Annotated in this window: 20 protein-coding genes and 1 tRNA gene; 11 read left to right on the forward strand and 10 right to left on the reverse strand. The window is 60.3% G+C overall.

From position 1 onward, the window contains the following. The first annotated feature begins 13 nt into the window (after positions 1 to 13). From ACSHXH_RS00390 to ACSHXH_RS00420, 7 genes are all read left to right on the forward strand, one after another. Positions 14 to 829: an ABC transporter ATP-binding protein gene (locus ACSHXH_RS00390; protein ID WP_435669768.1), complete on the forward strand. Its 816-nt coding sequence runs from the start codon at positions 14 to 16 to the stop codon at positions 827 to 829. 42 nt (positions 830 to 871) lie between these two features. Then, positions 872 to 1825, forward strand: coding sequence for a branched-chain amino acid ABC transporter permease (locus tag ACSHXH_RS00395; protein WP_435669769.1), 954 nt, complete (start codon positions 872 to 874; stop codon positions 1823 to 1825). A gap of 79 nt (positions 1826 to 1904) precedes the next feature. Continuing rightward, positions 1905 to 2144: a hypothetical protein gene (locus ACSHXH_RS00400; RefSeq protein WP_435669770.1), complete on the forward strand. Its 240-nt coding sequence runs from the start codon at positions 1905 to 1907 to the stop codon at positions 2142 to 2144. Then, on the forward strand, positions 2144 to 3373 hold the full coding sequence (locus ACSHXH_RS00405) for a branched-chain amino acid ABC transporter permease (protein ID WP_435669771.1): 1230 nt from the start codon (positions 2144 to 2146) through the stop codon (positions 3371 to 3373). Before ACSHXH_RS00400 ends, ACSHXH_RS00405 begins: the two co-directional genes overlap by 1 nt. 53 nt (positions 3374 to 3426) lie before the next feature. Beyond that, positions 3427 to 4725 (forward strand): ABC transporter substrate-binding protein, encoded by a 1299-nt coding sequence (locus ACSHXH_RS00410; RefSeq protein WP_435669772.1) that lies wholly within the window; start codon positions 3427 to 3429, stop codon positions 4723 to 4725. A 69-nt stretch (positions 4726 to 4794) separates the two neighbouring features. Continuing rightward, positions 4795 to 5619 (forward strand): ABC transporter ATP-binding protein, encoded by an 825-nt coding sequence (locus ACSHXH_RS00415; protein ID WP_435669773.1) that lies wholly within the window; start codon positions 4795 to 4797, stop codon positions 5617 to 5619. Between the two features lie 53 nt (positions 5620 to 5672). After that, positions 5673 to 6872, forward strand: a complete 1200-nt coding sequence (locus ACSHXH_RS00420; RefSeq protein ID WP_435669774.1) for a phenylacetate--CoA ligase family protein — start codon at positions 5673 to 5675, stop codon at positions 6870 to 6872. A gap of 15 nt (positions 6873 to 6887) precedes the next feature. Here ACSHXH_RS00420 and ACSHXH_RS00425 read toward each other — a convergent pair whose 3' ends face one another. The 4 genes from ACSHXH_RS00425 to ACSHXH_RS00440 form a co-directional block, all read right to left on the reverse strand. Further along, positions 6888 to 7196, reverse strand: coding sequence for a DUF4389 domain-containing protein (locus ACSHXH_RS00425; protein WP_435669775.1), 309 nt, complete (start codon positions 7194 to 7196; stop codon positions 6888 to 6890). 124 nt (positions 7197 to 7320) lie between these two features. Then, the gene (locus ACSHXH_RS00430; RefSeq protein ID WP_435669776.1) at positions 7321 to 8292 is read right to left on the reverse strand and encodes a Hint domain-containing protein; all 972 of its coding nucleotides are present in this window, start codon (positions 8290 to 8292) and stop codon (positions 7321 to 7323) included. Positions 8293 to 8489: 197 nt separating this feature from the next. After that, positions 8490 to 8615, reverse strand: a complete 126-nt coding sequence (gene ykgO, locus ACSHXH_RS00435; RefSeq protein ID WP_058332978.1) for a type B 50S ribosomal protein L36 — start codon at positions 8613 to 8615, stop codon at positions 8490 to 8492. An 82-nt stretch (positions 8616 to 8697) separates the two neighbouring features. Next, a tRNA-Val gene (locus tag ACSHXH_RS00440) sits at positions 8698 to 8772 on the reverse strand. A 146-nt stretch (positions 8773 to 8918) separates the two neighbouring features. Between ACSHXH_RS00440 and ACSHXH_RS00445 the strand changes: the two genes are divergently transcribed. Next, a complete protein-coding gene (locus ACSHXH_RS00445; RefSeq protein ID WP_435669777.1) occupies positions 8919 to 9782 on the forward strand; it encodes an N-formylglutamate amidohydrolase in 864 nt (287 codons plus the stop codon). Between the two features lie 2 nt (positions 9783 to 9784). Here the strand turns inward: ACSHXH_RS00445 and lpxK are convergent, their stop codons facing one another. The 5 genes from lpxK to ACSHXH_RS00470 form a co-directional block, all read right to left on the reverse strand. After that, positions 9785 to 10777: a tetraacyldisaccharide 4'-kinase gene (gene lpxK, locus ACSHXH_RS00450; protein WP_435669778.1), complete on the reverse strand. Its 993-nt coding sequence runs from the start codon at positions 10775 to 10777 to the stop codon at positions 9785 to 9787. Continuing rightward, positions 10774 to 12000, reverse strand: coding sequence for a 3-deoxy-D-manno-octulosonic acid transferase (locus ACSHXH_RS00455; RefSeq protein ID WP_435669779.1), 1227 nt, complete (start codon positions 11998 to 12000; stop codon positions 10774 to 10776). The genes lpxK and ACSHXH_RS00455 overlap by 4 nt, the downstream gene beginning before the upstream one ends. 4 nt (positions 12001 to 12004) lie before the next feature. Continuing rightward, complete coding sequence (locus tag ACSHXH_RS00460) at positions 12005 to 12241, reverse strand: DUF4170 domain-containing protein (RefSeq protein ID WP_435669780.1); 237 nt, start codon at positions 12239 to 12241, stop codon at positions 12005 to 12007. A gap of 63 nt (positions 12242 to 12304) precedes the next feature. Continuing rightward, positions 12305 to 12925, reverse strand: coding sequence for an enoyl-CoA hydratase/isomerase family protein (locus ACSHXH_RS00465; RefSeq protein WP_435669781.1), 621 nt, complete (start codon positions 12923 to 12925; stop codon positions 12305 to 12307). Further along, positions 12922 to 13674, reverse strand: coding sequence for an SDR family oxidoreductase (locus tag ACSHXH_RS00470; protein WP_435669782.1), 753 nt, complete (start codon positions 13672 to 13674; stop codon positions 12922 to 12924). The genes ACSHXH_RS00465 and ACSHXH_RS00470 overlap by 4 nt, the downstream gene beginning before the upstream one ends. Positions 13675 to 13798: 124 nt before the next feature. Here ACSHXH_RS00470 and ACSHXH_RS00475 point away from each other — a divergent pair, with 124 nt between their 5' ends. After that, complete coding sequence (locus ACSHXH_RS00475) at positions 13799 to 15325, forward strand: DUF2125 domain-containing protein (protein ID WP_435669783.1); 1527 nt, start codon at positions 13799 to 13801, stop codon at positions 15323 to 15325. Between the two features lie 153 nt (positions 15326 to 15478). On the opposite strand, the gene ACSHXH_RS00480 is transcribed toward ACSHXH_RS00475, so the two are convergent. Then, positions 15479 to 16696 carry a UbiH/UbiF/VisC/COQ6 family ubiquinone biosynthesis hydroxylase gene (locus tag ACSHXH_RS00480; RefSeq protein WP_435669784.1) on the reverse strand — a complete coding sequence of 406 codons (1218 nt, stop codon included), beginning with the start codon at positions 16694 to 16696 and terminating at the stop codon, positions 15479 to 15481. Positions 16697 to 16785: 89 nt separating this feature from the next. Here ACSHXH_RS00480 and ACSHXH_RS00485 point away from each other — a divergent pair, with 89 nt between their 5' ends. After that, the gene (locus tag ACSHXH_RS00485; RefSeq protein ID WP_435669785.1) at positions 16786 to 18114 is read left to right on the forward strand and encodes an amidase; all 1329 of its coding nucleotides are present in this window, start codon (positions 16786 to 16788) and stop codon (positions 18112 to 18114) included. 110 nt (positions 18115 to 18224) lie between these two features. Continuing rightward, the gene (locus ACSHXH_RS00490; RefSeq protein ID WP_435669786.1) at positions 18225 to 19415 is read left to right on the forward strand and encodes an aminotransferase class I/II-fold pyridoxal phosphate-dependent enzyme; all 1191 of its coding nucleotides are present in this window, start codon (positions 18225 to 18227) and stop codon (positions 19413 to 19415) included. Positions 19416 to 19420: the final 5 nt, after the last annotated feature.

A 19420-nucleotide genomic window follows, 5' to 3' on the forward strand; every position in this document is an offset into this window, starting at 1 on the left:
GAGGAACCACGGCATGAAAGATACCGAAGGCTATGTCACCGAGGACGGTCGCCAAATTGGCGGCACCCTGATGGAGATGAAGAACATCACCCTGCGCTTTGGAGGGGTGGTGGCCATTCAGGACATCAGCTTTGACATCCGCGAGGGCGAGGTGCGGGCGATCATTGGGCCAAACGGCGCGGGCAAGTCGTCAATGCTGAACGTGATCTCGGGCTTCTACACCCCGTCCGAGGGCGAGGTCTGGTACAAGGGATCGAAACGTCCGCCGATGAAACCGTTCGAAGTGGCCCGCCAAGGCGTGGCGCGGACCTTTCAGAACATCGCTTTGTTCGAAGGCATGACCGTTCTCGACAACGTCATGACAGGACGGCTGACGCATATGAACGCCGGGCTCGCCAGTCAGGCGCTTTGGTGGGGCAAGGCCCGGACCGAGGAAATGGAGAACCGCGAAAAGGTAGAGCGGGTGATCGATTTTCTTGAAATCCAGAACATCCGCAAAACGCCCGTGGGCCGTCTGCCATATGGCCTCAAGAAACGCGTTGAACTGGCCCGCGCACTGGCGGCAGAGCCATCGCTTCTGCTGCTGGATGAACCCATGGCGGGCATGAACGTCGAGGAAAAAGAGGACATGAGCCGCTTCATTCTGGATGTGAACGACGAATTTGGCACGACAATCTGCCTGATCGAACATGACATGGGCGTCGTCATGGACCTGTCCGACCGCGTGGTCGTGATGGATTACGGCAAAAAGATCGGCGATGGCACACCAAGCGAGGTGCGCAACGACCAGACCGTGATCGACGCCTATCTTGGGGTGCCGCATGAGTGATCTGGGCCAGCCACGCAACTCAGCAAGGGATTCAGGTGAACCATGCTAGCAGATATTTTCATCAATCCATTCGTGGACATGGTCGAAGCACCGGATTTCCTGATGCAGGTGCTTTGGGAAGGCCTCGTATCCGGCATCCTTTATGCGCTGATCGCGCTGGGCTTCGTGCTCATTTTTCGGTCCAGCCGCATCTTCAACTTTGCCCAAGGCATTATGGTGGTCTTCGCCGCGCTGACGCTTGTGGGACTGCACGCAATGGGCATCCCGGCCTGGATCAGCGTTTTGCTGACGCTGGGCGTGATGTTTGTGCTGGCGGTGACAATCGAACGGGTGGTGTTGCGGCCCTTGGTGGGGCAGCCTGACATCATTCTGTTCATGGCAACCATCGGGATCACCCTGTTCCTCATTGGCTTTGGCGAGACCATATTTGGCGGCGAAAACAAGGTGATGATCACCGAGGAACTGGGCATCCCGACTGGTGACACGGTGCTTGAGCCATTCGGTGGTCTTTTGATCCTGCAACATCTCGACATCACGGTCGTGATCGTAGCGACCCTTCTGGTCTTGGCGCTGCTGGCCTTCCTCAACTACACGCAGATGGGCCGGGCGATCCGGGCGCTGGGCGACGATCACCAAGCCGCGCTGTCGGTGGGCATCTCGTTGCAGACAATCTGGGTGCTGGTCTGGTTCATCGCGGGCATTATCGCACTGGTCACCGGCATCGCCTGGGGCGCCCGCGCGGGCGTCAGTTTCGCGCTTGAAGTCATCGCCTACAAAGCGCTGCCGGTGCTCATGCTCGGCGGGCTTGAATCGATCACTGGAGCCATTGTTGGCGGCTTGATGATTGGCATTCTGGAAAAGCTGTTCGAGATTTACTGGGGCCAGCCTTTGCTGGGTGGCAACACGGAAACATGGTTTGCCTTTGTGCTGGCGCTCATCGTGCTGCTGTTTCGGCCACAAGGGCTGTTTGGAGAACGGATCATCGAGCGGGTCTAGGGCAGCGCGGGGCGCGCTGCACTTGGACTTGGTGGGCCACATTGCCCACCCGACGATACATATTGAAAGACACGACATCATGGCAAAGCTGATCGCACTTCTGAACGTCATCGCCTGGTCCGGGTTCTGGGCCTTTGGCTATCTTGCGGTGTCCAGCGGGACCGAGGCGGGGTCGCAGACGGTTGTGGCAATCTTGCTCGCCGCGATGGGCGGTGCGCTTGGGCTTTGGGCGTATTTCTGGCTGATCCGGTACTCTGAAGCGACCGGCTATGCCAAGCCGCGCAATCGCGCGATTATTCAGGAAGAGGAGGCGGTCTGATGCTGTACCGCACGGCTGGACAGTTCAAAACGAGCTACAATGCCGATCAGGCTCTGTTCCCGGTCAAACAGGACGCGTTCCTGCTTTGGGTGATCGTGATCCTTGCGTGGGTGGTGTTCCCGCTCACAGCGTCGGAATTCACCTTCCAGACACTTCTGATCCCGATCCTGATCTATGCGCTTGCGGCGATGGGGCTGAACATCCTGACCGGCTTTGCCGGACAGCTCAGCCTTGGCACCGGCGCGTTCATGGGGGTTGGGGCCTACGCGTGCTACAAGATGGTCACGATCATGCCCGAGATGAACCTGATCGTAGCGATTTTGCTCTCGGGGTTCTTTAGTGCGGCCATTGGCGTGGCCTTCGGCATTCCAAGCTTGCGGATCAAGGGGTTTTATCTGGCCATCGCCACGCTGGCGGCGCAGTTCTTTCTGGTCTGGTTGTTCGAAAAATGGTCGTGGCTTTACAATTACAATGCCTCGGGGGCCATTCAGGTGCCCAACCTTGAGATGTTCGGGATGTTCGTCTCCGGCCCGCAAGCGGCATCGGTCACGGAATACTATATCGTTCTGTTTGTCGTCTCACTTTTGACGCTGCTCTGCATCAACCTCACGCGGGGCAATCTGGGTCGGACGTGGAAAGCGACTCGCGATATGGACATTGCTGCTGAACTGATCGGCATCAATCTGATGAAATCCAAACTGACGGCTTTTGCAGTCTCAAGCTATGTCGTGGGCGTCGCAGGCGCACTTTACGTCTTTTTGTGGAAGGGCGCTGCCGAACCCAATGTCTTTGACATTCCGCTGTCGTTCCAAGTGCTCTTTATCGCCATCATCGGCGGGCTTGGGTCGATCATGGGCAATTACCTTGGTGCGATCCTGATCGTCGGCTTGCCCGTGGTGCTGAACGTAGTGGCGGGCACACAGGTGTTTCAGATGTCCACCGGATCAGCCGCTCTGCTGACGGCGGTCATCGCAGCGGCGGTGTTTTTGTTCGCGGTCGCGCGCAATCTTTGGGGCGTGGGCGTTGCACTGGCCTTTGGCGCGGTGACGCTGATCTATGGTTATGCTCAATTGCAGGGCTTCCGCATCGAATCCGCGCTGATCGAACACATCAACGTGATGATTGTCGGCGCACTTATCGTCTTCTTCCTGATCATCGAACCGCACGGGCTCAACCAGCTGTGGCGGCTCATTCGGGAAAAACTGATTATCTGGCCATTCCCGCATTGATGGGCTGGCCCAAGAAAAAGACCAAAAAAATTGAACCCAATGGGAGGACAACCATGAAACAGTTTACCAAAATTGCCGCAGCTGCGGCGCTCGGCACGGTGATGGGCACTGCGGCCATTGCCGAAAGTCTCTACACCCCGAACCTCGCCTACCGGACCGGCCCCTTTGCGGCGACAGGTATTCCGCTGATGAACGGTCAGGCTGACTACATGACGCTTCTCAATGAACGCGATGGCGGCATTGGCGGCGTGATGGTGGACTTCGAAGAATGTGAAACCGGCTATTCCACAGAAAAAGGTGTGGAATGCTACGAAAAGACCAAAGGTCAGGCCATCGTGACCCAGCCTTGGTCCACCGGCATCACGCTTCAGGTTCTGCCCAAGACCAATGTCGACGAGATCCCGATCCTCGCCCCCGGTTATGGCTTTTCGCCGATGGCTGATGGCAAGGTGTTCCAGTGGGCGTTCAACATGCCCGCAGGCTATTGGGACGGCGCGGACATGATCATCCAGTACCTTGAAAACCAAGGATCGCTGGACGGCAAAAAAATCGCCTTCCTGCATCTGGACCACCCGTTCGGCAAGGAACCTCTGCCTGTTCTGGAAATGCATGCCGCCAACAAAGGGTTTGAGCTTCTTCCGATTCCGGTCGGCCTCAAGGAAATGCAGAACCAGTCCGCGCAGTGGCTGCAAATCCGCCGCGAACGTCCCGATTATGTTGTGATGTGGGGCTGGGGTGCGATGAACGCAGGCGCGATCACCGAAGCCGTGAAGACCAAGTTCCCGATGGAGAACTTTCTCGGCGTTTGGTGGGCTGGTCACGATGCGGATCTCAAGCTCGTCGGTGAAGAAGGCAAAGGCTACAAGTCGATCTCATGGTCCTTCCCGAATATGGACGCGCCTTTGATGAAGGACATCAAGGAACGTGTCATCGACGCGGGTCTGAGCCAGACCAACGAAGAAGAGATGCAGGGCGTGTTCTACGGCCGTGGTCTTGTCATGTCGGCGATCCTTGCCGAAGCGATCAAGAACGCTCAGGAAAACTTTGGGGCGAGCCAGATCACGCCGACACAACTGCGTTGGGGGCTTGAGAACATCAACCTCACCGAAGAGCGGATCGTAGAGCTGGGCATGGAAGGCATGGTGCCACCCTTCGCCACGTCCTGCGCCAACCACACCGGTCACTCTGGCGGTTGGATGCTCGAATGGGACGGCGCTAAGTTTGTCAAAGCGTCAGACCTCTTGATGCCGAACGTGGACGGCTACGCCAACCTGATCGCAGAAGCGTCGGCAGAATATGCCACGTCGAACGCGCCTTGGGCGATGAACGAAGAGTGCTCGGCGACCAACTAAGGCCCGCGATCCCCGGCGGCACAGGTCGCCGGGGACCTTTTAGGACATTTTCAAACACAAAGGCCCGCCATGCTGGACGCCGGACGCACAGACGAGACCCTGCTTGAGGTCAACAATATCGAGGTGATCTACAATCATGTGATCCTCGTTTTGAAAGGTGTGAGCCTGACCGTAAAGAAGGGTGGCATCACAGCCCTTCTTGGTGGCAATGGCGCGGGCAAGACAACCACTCTCAAAGCCATCTCCAACCTGCTCCATTCCGAGCGCGGAGAGGTCACCAAAGGGTCGATCCTCTACCAGGGCGAACGGGTGCAGGATCTGGACCCGGCGGCGCTGGTCAAGCGCGGGGTCATTCAGGTGATGGAGGGGCGGCATTGCTTCGGCCACCTCACCGTTGAGGAAAACCTGCTCACCGGCGCCTATACCCGCAAGGATGGCAAAGCCGCGATCCTGAACGATCTTGAGCTGGTCTATTCCTATTTCCCGCGCCTCAAGGAACGTCGCAAATCGCAGGCGGGCTACACCTCGGGCGGCGAACAGCAGATGACCGCGATCGGTCGGGCCCTGATGTCACGTCCGCAGACGATCCTTCTGGACGAACCTTCGATGGGTCTGGCCCCGCAATTGGTCGAACAGATTTTCGAGATCGTAAAATCCGTCAACGAAAACGAAGGTGTGTCCTTCCTTTTGGCCGAACAGAACACCAATGTTGCCCTACGCTATGCGCATGAAGGCTATATCCTTGAAAACGGGCGCGTCGTCATGGACGGCCCCGCCGCAGAACTGCGTGAAAACCCGGATGTAAAGGAATTCTACCTTGGCGTCTCGGATGAGGGGCGCAAATCGTTCCGCAATGTGCGCAGCTACCGCCGCCGGAAACGCTGGCTCGCGTGACCCTTCCATACGTTTCGTTTCAACCCGACCTGTCAAGACAAGGCACATCCGCCATGACCCTTCATTACGATGATCTGGAAACCCGAAGCGCAGACGCGCGCCGCGCTGCGCAAGAGACGGCGTTTCTTGCGCAGGTGGCCCGTGCGATGACCGCCGAAGGGTCGTGTCTGGTGTCCGACGGTGCGGTGGCGTCGCTTGATGACATCATCAAACTGCCGGTCCTGCGGAAATCTCAACTGGTGGCTTGGCAAAAGGACAAACCGCCCTTTGGCGGGCTGCCGGTGTCGAACCTTGCACATATCTTCCAATCGCCGGGCCCGATCTATGAACCCGGTGGCGTGACCCATGATTGGTGGCGCATGGGGCGCTTTCTGCATGCGGCAGGGGTGGGCAGCACAGATATCGTGCAGAACTGCTTTGGCTATCACCTCACACCGGCTGGGATGATCTTTGAAAGCGGCGCGCGGGCTGTGGGGGCGGTTGTGCTGCCCGCAGGCACTGGCCAGACCGAATTACAAGTGCAGGCGGCGCATGATGTGGGTGTCACCGCCTATGCGGGAACGCCGGATTACCTCAAGGTGATCCTTGAGAAAGCCGACGAAATGGGTGTCACGCTTGGTATCACCAAAGCGGCGGTCTCGGGCGGCGCGCTTTTCCCATCCTTGCGCGATTGGTACAAGGATCGCGGGATTTCCTGCCTGCAATGCTACGCCACGGCAGATGTCGGCCACATCGCCTACGAAACCCCTGCGATGGAGGGCATGATCCTCGATGAAGGCGTGATCGTGGAAATTGTCACCCCCGGCACAGGCGATCCGGTGCCCGAGGGCGAAGTGGGCGAGGTGTTGGTCACATCGCTCAACCCCGACTACCCGCTGGTGCGCTTTGCCACCGGTGACCTGAGCGCGATGATGCCGGGCCAAAGCCCGTGCGGGCGCACCAATGGTCGCATTAAAGGCTGGATGGGCCGTGCGGATCAGACAACCAAGATCAAGGGGATGTTCGTGCGCCCCGAACAGGTTGCGGCGCTTGTCGCCAAACATGCCGACATTGACCGCGCCCGCGTTGTGGCCAGCCGTGACGGTGAAATGGACGTGATGACCGTGCGTATTGAAACCGCCGCCGATGATGCTGCGCGGTTTGAATCGAGCATTGTCGAAACGCTCAAGCTCAAGGGCCGGGTCGAACTGGTGCCGCCGGGGGCGCTCCCGCGGGATGGATTGGTGATCGAGGACGCACGCAGCTATGAGTGACCAGTCACGCCTCGGTCAGTCAAGATCGGTCCAAGGCCACGGTTTGACGTTGCTCGCCGCCGTTTGATACCGCGCGGCCTTGGCGATCCAGATCCCAAGATCGGTGCCGAATTCGGCCAGCCGGGCATTGGGCTGTTTCTTGTTCACCAGCATGATGATGAATTGCAGGACCGTCATCACACCCAGAATCGTCTGCGCGACCGAGATCATGACGGCGATCAGGATCATGTACAGCAGCCGTTCGATCAGGGAATCGGTCTTTTCTGGTTCGAACTGCTCACCATGAAGACGGCCAGAGACTTTTTCGTCGTCAGAGGGGGGCATCGCAGCGTTCCTTCCGTGTCACATCTGCCTGAGACTCTATGTCGTTTCCGGCAAAAGCGCCAACCTGCTTTGATAAGGCCGCAGGCCGGATGCCGCCAAGCCCCTCTCGGGCCGTACAAAGAGGTTAGCTTAGCAGGGACTTGGCGTTTCGCGCATGACGTTCGATCAGCTTGCGTTGCAGGCGTGGGGGTGGTTGAAACCGCGCCATCTCTGGCGCGGCCACATAATCCGGAAACAGTGCCTCAAACTCTGCGCGCGCCTCGGGCGACAGGGATTTGAGCGCCTCTGGCCCCGGAAAAAAGCTCTCGCTGGGTGCACCGTTGGCCAGAACAACGCAATGCGCGTCAAACACCATATGGTAATAGGTGACGGCAGCGCGGGCGGCATCCACATAGATGCTGGGCAGGGCACAGAGCTGATGCGCGGGCACCAGAACTTCGCGCGCGCCGAACATGCGGTCACACACGGGCGACGACACCAGCATCCGGTGGTGCCGCGATACCCACAAATCGCGCTTGGGCAAGCCAAGCCCCAAAGCGCCGGCGCTGATCTTGATGGGCTGCAATGACGGATCACCTGCCAGCAAAACGCCCGGAACATCACGGTGCAACACCGCCCGCAGCGTCGCCTCGCCACCTTCGGCAAGGATGATGCGCATTCCGGGCCGCAGCGTTTCAACCGCCATAGGCCCGCGCAATGTGTCGATCAGTGTGCCATCGGCAAAGCAGGTGACAGTCGAATAGGTCCAGCCCGCCGATGTGTGGCTTTGGTAATTCCCAAGCCGCGCCCCGACGGTAAAGGCAGATCCGGGTGCGGGGATAAAGTACCACCCGCTTGGTGGGCCTGCGGTGTTGAAAAAATAAAACGGTTCCACATGCGATCCACCAAGCGTGTCGGTGAAGCTCACATTGATGACATAGGGCGTACTGATCGACGAGTTGAATGCGCCACCGTTGATCGAGATCGTTTCGTCAGAATCGCCGCCACCGAGGTAAGTGCCGTCATCATCGTCTAGCACGGCGGTATACGACGTGTTGTAAACGGCATTGTATCCCGTGCCGGTCCAATGAAACGCTGTGACTGTGTGCTGTGGCATTGCCGTCCACCGCTTACCCAAAAACAAAAACAAAATACGAAGCAAATTGTTTCTAGATCTGAAACAGGGCGCGACAGCGGCACGTTTATGAAAAGATCATGATGTGAGGCCAGCCGCCCACGCGGTCATGGCCAAAGTGGCCCAAAACGAAAAAAGCCACCCCGAAGGATGGCTTTCTCGCAAAATCTGCGGTCCGCTTAGCCCTGACGGGCTTTAAACCGAGGCTGCGTCTTGTTGATGACGTAGACGCGGCCCTTACGGCGCACAACGCGGCAGTCGCGATGGCGGTTCTTCAGCGAACGAAGCGAGTTCTTGACCTTCATCTGGTCTCTCCTTTTATCGCGGCGCGCGAGCGCCTGTATGGTTGCGTATGCCCTGGTCCGAAGACCAAGACGGCGAATTCAATGGTGGGCGATACAAGGTTCGAACTTGTGACCCCTTCGATGTCAACGAAGTGCTCTACCACTGAGCTAATCGCCCTTAATCCCTTTGCGATTCACAGGCCCCAAAAGAAAGGGGCGCGTAAAGCCGCGCCAGTGGAGCGGTCTATAAAAGGAGTCGGAACAGGGATCAAGGGCTTTTGGTCAAAGAAAAAATCAGTCTATGTTGAGCGATACGGAGAGCATATGCCAAAAGTCGCGTACCACCTTGTTCAGCCAGAAGCCCACACCTCGCGGGTGGTCTTTGCATCGCCCCATTCCGGGCGCGATTATAGCTGGAATTTCCTGCGTTACACGGCTTTGGACGAGGTCACGATCCGGTCCTCGGAAGACGCGTTTGTAGACCGCCTTTTTGATTGCGCCCCGCAATTTGGCGCGCCGTTTCTAAAGGCGGGCGCACCGCGTGCATATATTGACCTCAACCGCTCCTCAGAAGAACTTGATCCGGCGCTGATTGAAGGCGTGCGGCGTCAGACCCACAATCCGCGTGTCGCCTCTGGGCTCGGCGTTGTGCCGCGGGTGGTGGCGAATGGGCGTCCAATCTACCGCGGCAAACTGCCCTTGGCCGAGGCTGAACGACGGATCGCTGAATTCTGGCATCCCTATCACACCCAGTTGCGCCAGTTGATCCAGCAAGCCCATGCGCGCTTCGGCGAAGCGATTCTGGTCGATTGCCATTCGATGCCCCACGAGGCGCTGGACGGCGTAGCCAAATCCTCTGCCCGGCGTCCCCAGATCGTTCTGGGCGACCGCTTTGGGGCCTCTGCAAGCCAGACAGTGGTGGATCGGATCGAAGCGGCCTTTACCGATGCGGGTCTGATCGTGGCGCGCAATACACCCTTTGCAGGCGCCTATATCACGCAGGCCTACGGGCGTCCGTCGCGCAATCAGCACGCTGTCCAGATCGAGATTGATCGCGCGATCTACATGGATGAACGCACCGTGCGGCCAAACGCCAATTTTCACAATTTCCGCAAGCTTTTGCGCAGTGTCATTGCCGAAATCGCCGCCGCAGGTCAGGCCGACGATATGCCGCTTGCCGCCGAATAGCGTCAGGCGAACAGGGCGGCCAATGCGGCCCGCAAAGGCGCGCTGTTCGTCAGTTCAAGGCGTACAGGCAGTGTCAGCACCTTCATTCGGTGACTTTGCGGCAAACGCACCGCGTCTTTTTCGGTTGTGACCAATTGCGCGTGCGCCGCCTGTGCGTCTTTCTCAAGCCGGGTCAGCAGGGCAGGGGTCAATGGCTGATGATCGTCAAGCGCCCGTGTCTCGACCACCTCCGCCCCCAAGTCACGCAAAGTCAGAAAGAACTTCTCGGGATGGCCGATCCCGGCAAATGCCAGACAGCGCAGGCCGTCCCAATCCATGCCTGTCTGCAATGGTGCCAGATGCCCGGTTAGATGCGGACGCGTGATTTGTGCGCCCCAATGCACCGCGAATTCCGCCTGCGCCGACTCGGGTCCAATTGACAGCACCATATCGCCGCGCGCCATCGCCGCCGCCACCGGCTCGCGCAGCGGTCCGGCAGGGATGCAGCGCCCATTGCCAAAGCCCCGCGTGGCATCAACCACGATCAGCGACAGGTCTTTGATAAGGCTCGGGTTCTGCAACCCATCGTCAAGAATAATCACATCCGCCCCGGCCTCTGCCGCCGCATGGGCCCCGGCGGCGCGATCCCGTGATACCCAAACAGGGCCAAACGCCGCCAGAAGCAGCGGTTCGTCCCCCACGTCAGCGGCCTGATGGCGGCGCGGATCAACCGCAACTGGCCCCTCGATCGTGCCGCCATAGCCGCGCGACACCACATGCGCGGTCTTGCCCATGTCGGAAAGCAACTGCATCAGCGCGATCACCGTAGGCGTCTTGCCGGTGCCGCCCGCATTGACATTGCCAACGCAGATCACTGGCACTCCAACCCGAACCGGCGCCCCCCGCCGCAAACGCCGTGCGGTGAGCCCGGCATAAACGGCCCCAAGCGGTGCCAGCAACCGCGCCCGCAGCCCCGGTGCGTCAGGTGGTGCATCCCAAAACGCCGGCGGTCTCATCGCGTGCCCTCCATCGCATCCAGCCATTCGTTGATCTGCACCAGCACAAGGTCGGCAGTTTCCGCCCCGGCAGACACCACGTTCCACCCGGCATGCGCCATCGCCGCCGCCCGATCCGGCGCAATCAGGTGCGACACCGCAGCGCTGAGCGAGTCCATATCTTTGATGATCCGCGCAGCCCCGGCGGCAACAAGCCGCGAATAGGCGTCCAGATGCCGCCCCACATTGGGACCATAGAGAATCGCCGATCCAAGTGCTGCTGCCATCATCGGCGATTGCCCGCCGGTATTGCCCGCCAAAGATCCGCCTAGAAAACAAAGCGGTGCAAGCCTGTACCACAGACCCAATTCGGCATCATCGGCGGCCAGTAACACCTGCGTGTTCTCGTCCGGCATCTCGCCGTTGTCCCACCGCGCCAGTCGCAACCCCACTTCGTGACACTGCTCGACCATAAAGGCCTCGTCCTCGGCATCCGCAGGAACGATCACCAGCAACAACCGATGCGCCAGCCGGGCCGCCCTCCGATGCGCGCGCAGGATCGCATCCGTCTCGTCGCGTTGAATATGCGCGCCAAGCCAGACAGGGCGTCCAGCCAAAACTGCGGTCAGCTCTTCATGCAAGCCGTCATGGCTCGACAGCGGGAAAATCTCGGGCTCCAGCGGTGATGTGACCTCGATCCGGTCATCCGTCACCCCCAACCTGCGCAATCGAAGGGCGGCCATCTTGTCCTGCGCCAGAATATTGTGAAACAGGCTCAGCGCGCCTGCGGTGGCATCTGGCAAGAACCGTTTGGATGGCTGTCGCCACGCAACATCGGCGGCATCGACCAAAAGCAGGTGCGTGCGCGCCTCGGCCGCTTCGTGGATCAGCGCGGGCCGCAGCCCGTTCCCGGCCCAGACAAGAACATCAGGCCGCCAATGATCCAGAAACCGGTGAACATCGCTCAGGGTTTCAGCAGGCGGCGCGCTCACCGGATGACCGTTCAGCGCAAACCCACCGTCATTGGTGGAATCGCAGGTCAGTAGCAACGAGAAATCGTCGCGTTGCAGACGCAATCGCTGGATCAGCGTCAGCAGCGTTTCCAACCGGGTACGGGTGTCGCTGTGCAGCCAAAGCACCGGGCCGGTGGGGCGTGCGGGCCAATTAACCGCCTCTGTGACAAGGCGGTCTTGTCCGCGCGCCAGCGCCAGATAGGCCGTGAGGCTGAACGGGCGACGCGCCAAATGGTCAGTCCTGCGCGTCTGGGGCCGCGTTGCTGGCGTCCATCAACTGCTGCAAATCCCCGACGAAATAGCGCATATGGGCGTTGTCCACAGTTCGTTGCGCTTCGGTTTTCCAGGCGTCATAGGCCTCTGTGCGATCCGCAAAGATCCCCACGATATGGATGCTGTCCGGGTCCTTGAACACAGTGCCCGACGGCGACACCAGTTCCCCGCCAAAGACGATGTGCAAGTGCTGGGCCATGGGACGTTCCTTTTATTCTGCAATTCCGCCAACCTAAGAAGCTGCGATGCTGGGTCAAGGCGATTAGGGCAAAACCTGACTGACAAGGCCCTTGATGGCGCGTGCATGCTCTGCGGTGGCGGCGCAGACATCCCGCGTCAGATCAGTGGCGCGCTCCAGCAGCGCGTCGGGGGCGGTGATCTCGTCGATCAGCCCCCAACTAAGCGCATGCTCGGTGGTAATCTTTTGTCCCGCCATCAGGATCATCTTGGCCCGTGATGGCCCTACCAGCGCCGACAAACGCGCCGGATCAGAGGGTTGCGGCAGAAAACCCAGCTTCATCACCGGGTAAAACACCTTGGTGCCGGGCACCGCAATGCGCAGATCGCACGCCAGAACCATTCCCATCGCGCCTCCGGCAACCGTCCCATTGAGCGCGGCAATGGTCAGACCGGGATGACGCGCAATCGCTCCTGAAAGACGCTCCCACAGCGGGCTGGTCGCCAGACCGGCCTTGGCCGCATCCAGATCCGCGCCTGCGGAAAACACGTTGCCCAGCCCTGTCAGGATCACCGCCCGCGCGCTGCGCGCCTCTTCCACACCGACGCACAGCGCCTCAAGCATGTCGCCGGTCAGGGAATTGGCCTTTTCAGGACGGTTGATGGTCAGCACGCACAACGGGCCATCGGTGTGAACCGCGATCATACCAAACCCACTGTCTTGCGGATGCCCTCGTCCCTAAGCGAGATTTCCTCGCCCAGATACGCGTCCGCATCAGAGCTGCACATCCACAACAGCGCCTTGGCAGGCCAGTCGGCAGGAATGTGATCGGACCAGTCCAACTGGCTGATCGGATTGATGCCGCTCGCCTTGATCTCGCGTTGCATTTGGGTGGCCACGGTACCGGGGGACAAACCAATCGCGCGAATGCCTCTGTCGCCCATTTCCTTGTGCAGACATTTGGTCAGCATCGCCGCCCCGGCCTTGGACGCGCAGTAATGCGACCACGCCTCAACCGGGCCATGCGCGGCCCCGGAACTGATGGTCAGGATCGTACCGCCACCGGCCTCTTCCATAATCGGAAGTGCGGCGCGCATGCCGTGAAACACCCCCTTGAGATTGATGTCGATCACCTGACCCCAGCTTTCGGGATCGGCCTCGGTCATCCGCGAAATCGGTTCGATCACACCGGCATTGTTGATCAGGATGTCCAATCCGCCAAAGGCCGTGACGCAGTTTTCCACCGCCTTGGCCACTTCCCAATAACGGCTGATATCGCAAGGGATGGCGACCGCTTGCGGGCCAAGCTCGCCGGCAAGATCAGCGATGCTGTCCGCGGTGCGCGCCACAAGCGCGACATTTGCCCCGGCTTTGGCAAAAACCCGCGCAGCCTCTGCGCCGATGCCGCGGCTGGCTCCTGTGATCAAGACGGTACGTCCGGTTAGATCGGTCATGCTATGGCCTCCCCTGTGTGTTCACAGCAGTGCTACTTCGGACAGCGGACGGGGTCCAGCCACTTGACCCCGCCGTGCAGGAGTCCGAAGCTGGGGCCGGGAGTTTGACATCAAGGATAGACCAATGCGCCGCATGACCCGTTACTCGACCTGCTCTGTGCTGGCCTTGGCGCTTGGCGCGGGACCAGCCTTGGCTGACCTGACCGCGCAGCAGGTCTGGGACGGCATCGAAAACGCCGCCCAAGGGTTTGGCTACGCGATCCGCGCCACCGAAACGCCGTCTGCCAGCGGGTTGGACGTGACGGATATCGAACTGCGCTTTGCCGTGCCCGAAGACAACACCACCGTCGATCTGACGATGGACGCCGTGTCGCTGGTTGAAAACGGCGATGGCTCTGTAACCATGACCTTTCCCGCCTCCATTCCGATCACGATGCAGGCCGCGCCCGACGGTGAAGACGATGTGACGATGGTGCTTGATTACACCAATACGGGGCTGGAGCTGGTTGTGGCCGGGACACCCGACAACATGACCTACACCTACAGCGCCGACCAATTGGCGGTCACGCTGGCGGAGTTGTCGGTCAATGGCGTGTTGATCCCCCGTCAAGAAGCGCGGCTGGACGTGGTGCTGGACGATGTTTCGGGCACCGCGACCAGCGTGACCACAAGCGGCACCGAGATCACGCAAACCGTGCAGGCGGGCGCGGTCAACTATGAAATGGTGTTCAACGAACCCGAAAGCGAGGACACAGCGCTGGTGTCGGGGACCATGTCAGCGGTGTTCATCGCAAGCGCCGCCAACCTCCCCGAAGGGTTCAACCCCAATGATCCCGGCAGCCTTGCGGCGGGCGGTTTTTCCGCAAGCGGTGCAATGGGCTATGAAAACGGCCAGATGCAATTCGCCGCAACCGAGCCGTCAGGCACCTTGTCCGGCACCACGAAAACCGGCGCGGTGACGGTCGAGTTTGCGATGGACGGCGCGGCCCTGCGCTACTCTATCGGTGCGACCGAACAGGCGATCACACTGTCTGGCCCTGACATGCCTGTGCCCGTGGATGTGTCCATGGCCGAAACCGCCTTTACCCTTGTGGCCCCCATCGCCAAAGCCGACATGCCGCAGGACATGGCACTTGGCCTCACCTTTGGCGGGTTCGAGATGTCGGATATTCTGTGGAACATGTTCGATCCCGGTGCCGCCCTGCCGCGCGATCCGGCAACCATCGCGCTGGACCTGACCGGGCAAGTCACGCCATTTATCAACCTGTTCGACCCGTCTGAAATGGCCCGCTTGGATGCAACCGGGCAAACCCCGGGGGAACTGAATACCCTTACGCTCAAGGATCTGACAATCGAGGCCGCTGGCGCAAAGTTGGGTGGCACCGGATCGTTCACCTTTGACAACACGGACCTGCAAACCTTTGGCGGCTTCCCGCGTCCAAACGGCACAGTGAGCCTGACGCTCGATGGGGCAAATGCGCTTATCGACAAGCTGATCGAGATGGGCCTGATAAGCAGCGAAGACGCCATGGGCGCGCGCATGATGATGAGCATGTTCGCCGTTCCCGGCGACGGCCCCGACAGCCTCAAATCATCCCTGACGATCAACGAACAGGGTCATGTCTTGGCCAACGGGATGCGAATTCAGTAACAGGTAAGGTGGGCTCTTGAGCCCTCTTTCCCAAATGCTCCACTATTCGAGGATACCAGTATCATCCTCGGGCTCGACCCGAGGACATCTAACCTCAAAGATCACCGGATCATGTCCGGCGATAACGTCCGATAGTGAACCGCAAACCGCCGTTCACCCGGCCATCAAATCCGGCAAATCCCCGTTCAGACCAGCGGCCTCGCGGATAAATGCGCGGCGCGCGCCGGGGATCGCGTTAAGCGCGGCCATGCCCAGATCCCGCCCGGCCCGAAGGACAGGGTTGTCGTTCGAAAACAGACGGTTGAACACATCCGTCGCCGTCAAAAGCGTCGCCGTGTCGAACCTGCGCCATTGCTCGTACCGGGCAAGCACCAGCGGGCTCGCAAAATCCTCACCACGCCGCACGGCATGGCTGATCACATGCGCCAAAGCTGCCACGTCACGCAGCCCGGCATTTAGCCCTTGCCCTGCAATCGGGTGCATCCCATGCGCCGCATCGCCGACAAGCGCCAGCCGATCCCCGATGAACCGGTTCGCCATCGTCAGGCCGAGCGGATATGTGAACCGCGCCCCGGCCAACGAAATCTCGCCCAGAAAATCGCCGAAACGTGGGCGCAGCACGGTCAGGTAATCCTCTTCCGGCAGCGCATTGATCTCTTCGGCCAGCCCCTTGCGTTCGCTCCAGACAATCGACGACCGATTGCCCGTCAGCGGCAGGATCGCCAAAGGCCCGGCAGGCATGAACAACTGATGCGCCACGCCGCCATGCGGCTTTTCATGCGCAATCGCACAGACCAGCGCGGTTTGCGGATAGTCCCACGCGGTGCGCCGGATACCTGCACGCAGGCCCGTGCCGCTTTGCCGCCCGTCCGCCCCAATGATCAGCGCACACGCCAGCACCTCTCCCGACGCCAGCGTCACCGACGCTCCCGACGCGGTAACGCTCTGGTCCACAACCGTCTGACCGGGAAGATGCGTCACCAGCGGCTCTGCCGTCATCGCATCCAGCAACGCGCGCCGCAAATACCGATCCTCAAGCAGATGACCCATCGGTCCCTCCTCGATCTCGGCGCTGTTGAAATGCAGTCCAAGAAACACCTCGGCATCACCCGCGCGCCCATCGCTGACCTTGATCTCGTGCATCGGCTGGGCATCAGCCCTCAGACCGTCCCACAGGCCAAGCGCGGTCAGCATCCGTATGGATGCCAAAGCCAAGGCATAGGACCGCCCGTCGAAATTATCGCTGCGCCGCGCACCTTCGGGGCGGGTGTCGATCACGGTGCTGCGCAAACCGGACTTGGCGGCAGCAAGGGCAAGCATGGGGCCATTCAACCCCCCGCCAACAATCAAGATATCGGATGTCTGGGTCATGCTTTGGCATATGTGCCGACAGGTGGGATTGTCCATGCGCTTCTGTGCCGCTACCGTCACGCTGAACCGGCAGGGCAGGGAATGGAAAAATGACCGAATGGCAGACAATGACAGCCGCCGATCTGGGACGCGGCATCGACAAGGGCGAGATTGATCCGGTCGACCTGACCCAATCGTTCCTTGATGCCGTCCGCGCGCATGAACACGGCGATCGTATCTATGCCCGCCTCACGCCTGACCGGGCCCTGGCCGAAGCCAAAGCCGCCCAAGAACGCGCGCGCCTGAAACTGCGCCGTTCACCGCTGGACGGCGTCCCGATCAGTTGGAAAGACCTGTTCGACACCGCAGGGGTGGTGACCGAGGCAGGATCAAAACTGCTCGAAGGGCGCACGCCCGATACGGATGCCGATGTCCTGACCGCTGCCACCCAGCAAGGGCTGGTATGCCTTGGTAAGACGCATCTGACCGAATTGGCCTTTTCCGGCCTTGGCCTGAACCCCAAAACCGCGACGCCCCCGAACGTCCACAATCCTGACAACGCGCCGGGCGGATCTTCGTCGGGGGCCGCAACTTCGGTCGCGTTCGGCCTTGCCCCGGCGGCCATCGGATCGGACACGGGCGGGTCGGTGCGCGTGCCGTCGGCATGGAATGATCTGGTCGGTCTGAAAACCACCTCTGGCGTGCTCAGCCTCAAGGGCGCAGTTCCGCTTGCCGCAAAATTCGACACGGTTGGCCCGCTATGCAAATCGGTCGAAGACGCAGCACTTTTGTTCGCCGCCATGCAGGGGCAGGCCCCCATCGACCTTGCGGCAACATCGCTCAAGGGCAAACGGCTGGCGATCCTCACCACGACCGCGCTGGACGATCTGCGCGACGCCCCGCGCAAAGGCTTTGACCACGCCCTTCAACGCTTCCGCGATGCCGGGGCCGAGATCACAGAATGCGCCATTCCCGAGGTGGAGACCGCGATGGCCCTGTCTGCCGTTCTCTACAGCTCCGAAGCCTACGGCACTTGGAAAGACGTGATCGAGGCAAACCCCGATGCGATGTTCGCCGAAATCCTTGCCCGGTTCCGGTCGGGCAGCGCTTTTTCCGCAGCAGAGTATGTGGCCGCATGGCATACTCTTGACCGGTGCCGCGCCGCGTATCTGGCAGCAACGGCCGCATTTGACGCGGTGCTGTGCCCGACTTGCCCCATCACCCCGCCCAACGTGGACCGACTGCTGACCGACAGTGACTATTATGTCACGGAAAACCTGCTGACCTTGCGCAACACCCGTATCGGAAACCTCATGGGATTGGCCGTTCTGACCCTTCCAACAGGCGTTCCGGCCTGCGGTGTGTCGCTCATGGCGCGTCCGCGCGGCGAAAATGCGCTGTTGCGTCTGGGTCTGGCAGCCGAAGCCGCATTGGCCTGAAAGCCACAACAGACTGATCTTCACGCTCTTTTTCTGGACGCGCCCGCCCCGCCTATGTAATTTGTTCGCAAAGAGGGCGATAACGACCCTCGTTCTGAGGCAGTACTGGCATGTTTCCCGAGCGGTTTTCGAACCTTCCGGCTTATGCGTTCCCGCGTTTGCGCGCCCTTTTGGACGTGCACGAACCCGGTGGACCTGTGATCCATATGACAATCGGGGAACCGAAACACGCGTTTCCGGCATGGATTTCCGACATTCTCACGCAGAATATGGCCGGTTTTAACAAATACCCGCCGAACGAAGGCACACCCGAACTGCGCGGTGCGATCCGTGACTGGATCAACCAACGCTATGGCGTGACCTTGGACGCTGACACACAGGTCATGCCGCTCAATGGCACGCGCGAAGGGCTGTATAACGTCGGCATGGCACTTTGCCCGGAAACCAAGAACGGTGCAAAGCCGGTCGTTCTGATGCCGAACCCGTTCTATCAGGTTTACCTGATCTCGGCGATTTCGGTCGCGGCCGAACCCGTCTTCGTGAACGCCACCGAAGAGACCGGCCATCTGCCCGATTTCGAAGCCCTGTCCGAGGATGTTCTGAACCGCACCGCGTTGGCCTATATCTGTTCGCCCGCGAACCCGCAGGGCGCTGTGGCTGACCGCGATTATTGGGAACGGCTGATCCGCTTGGCCGAAAAGCACGATTTCCAGATCCTTGCGGATGAATGCTATTCCGAGATCTACCGCGACACGCCCCCCGTCGGCGCTTTGCAGGTGGCACACGAGATGGGCGCAAACCCCGAACGCGTGGTGATCTTTCATTCGTTGTCCAAACGCTCAAATCTTCCGGGCCTGCGATCCGGGTTTGTGGCGGGTGGCCCCGAGACGATCAAACGTCTGCAACAGCTCCGCAACTATTCCGGCGCGCCGCTGCCCTTGCCGCTACAGGCTGTGGCGCAGGCCGTCTGGGAGGACGAGGCGCATGTCGTGGAAAACCGCGCGCTTTACGCCGAGAAATACGACCTCGCGGACCGCATCTTTGGCAATGTGCCCGGCTACCGATCCCCGCAGGCCGGATTCTTTCTCTGGCTGCCGGTGGAAAACGGCGAAGATGCAGCGCTCAAGCTCTGGAAAGACACTGGCGTCCGGGTGCTTCCCGGCGCGTACCTGTCCCAGGACACCAAGGCCGGAAATCCCGGCACGCAGTATATCCGGGTCGCAATGGTGGCCCCAAAAGCAGAAACAGAACGCGGCCTGACGCAGATCAGGGACTGCCTTTACGGCGGTGAAGACCAATAAAGAGG

The organism is Marivita sp., assembly GCF_051251565.1.
Lineage (GTDB): Bacteria > Pseudomonadota > Alphaproteobacteria > Rhodobacterales > Rhodobacteraceae > Marivita.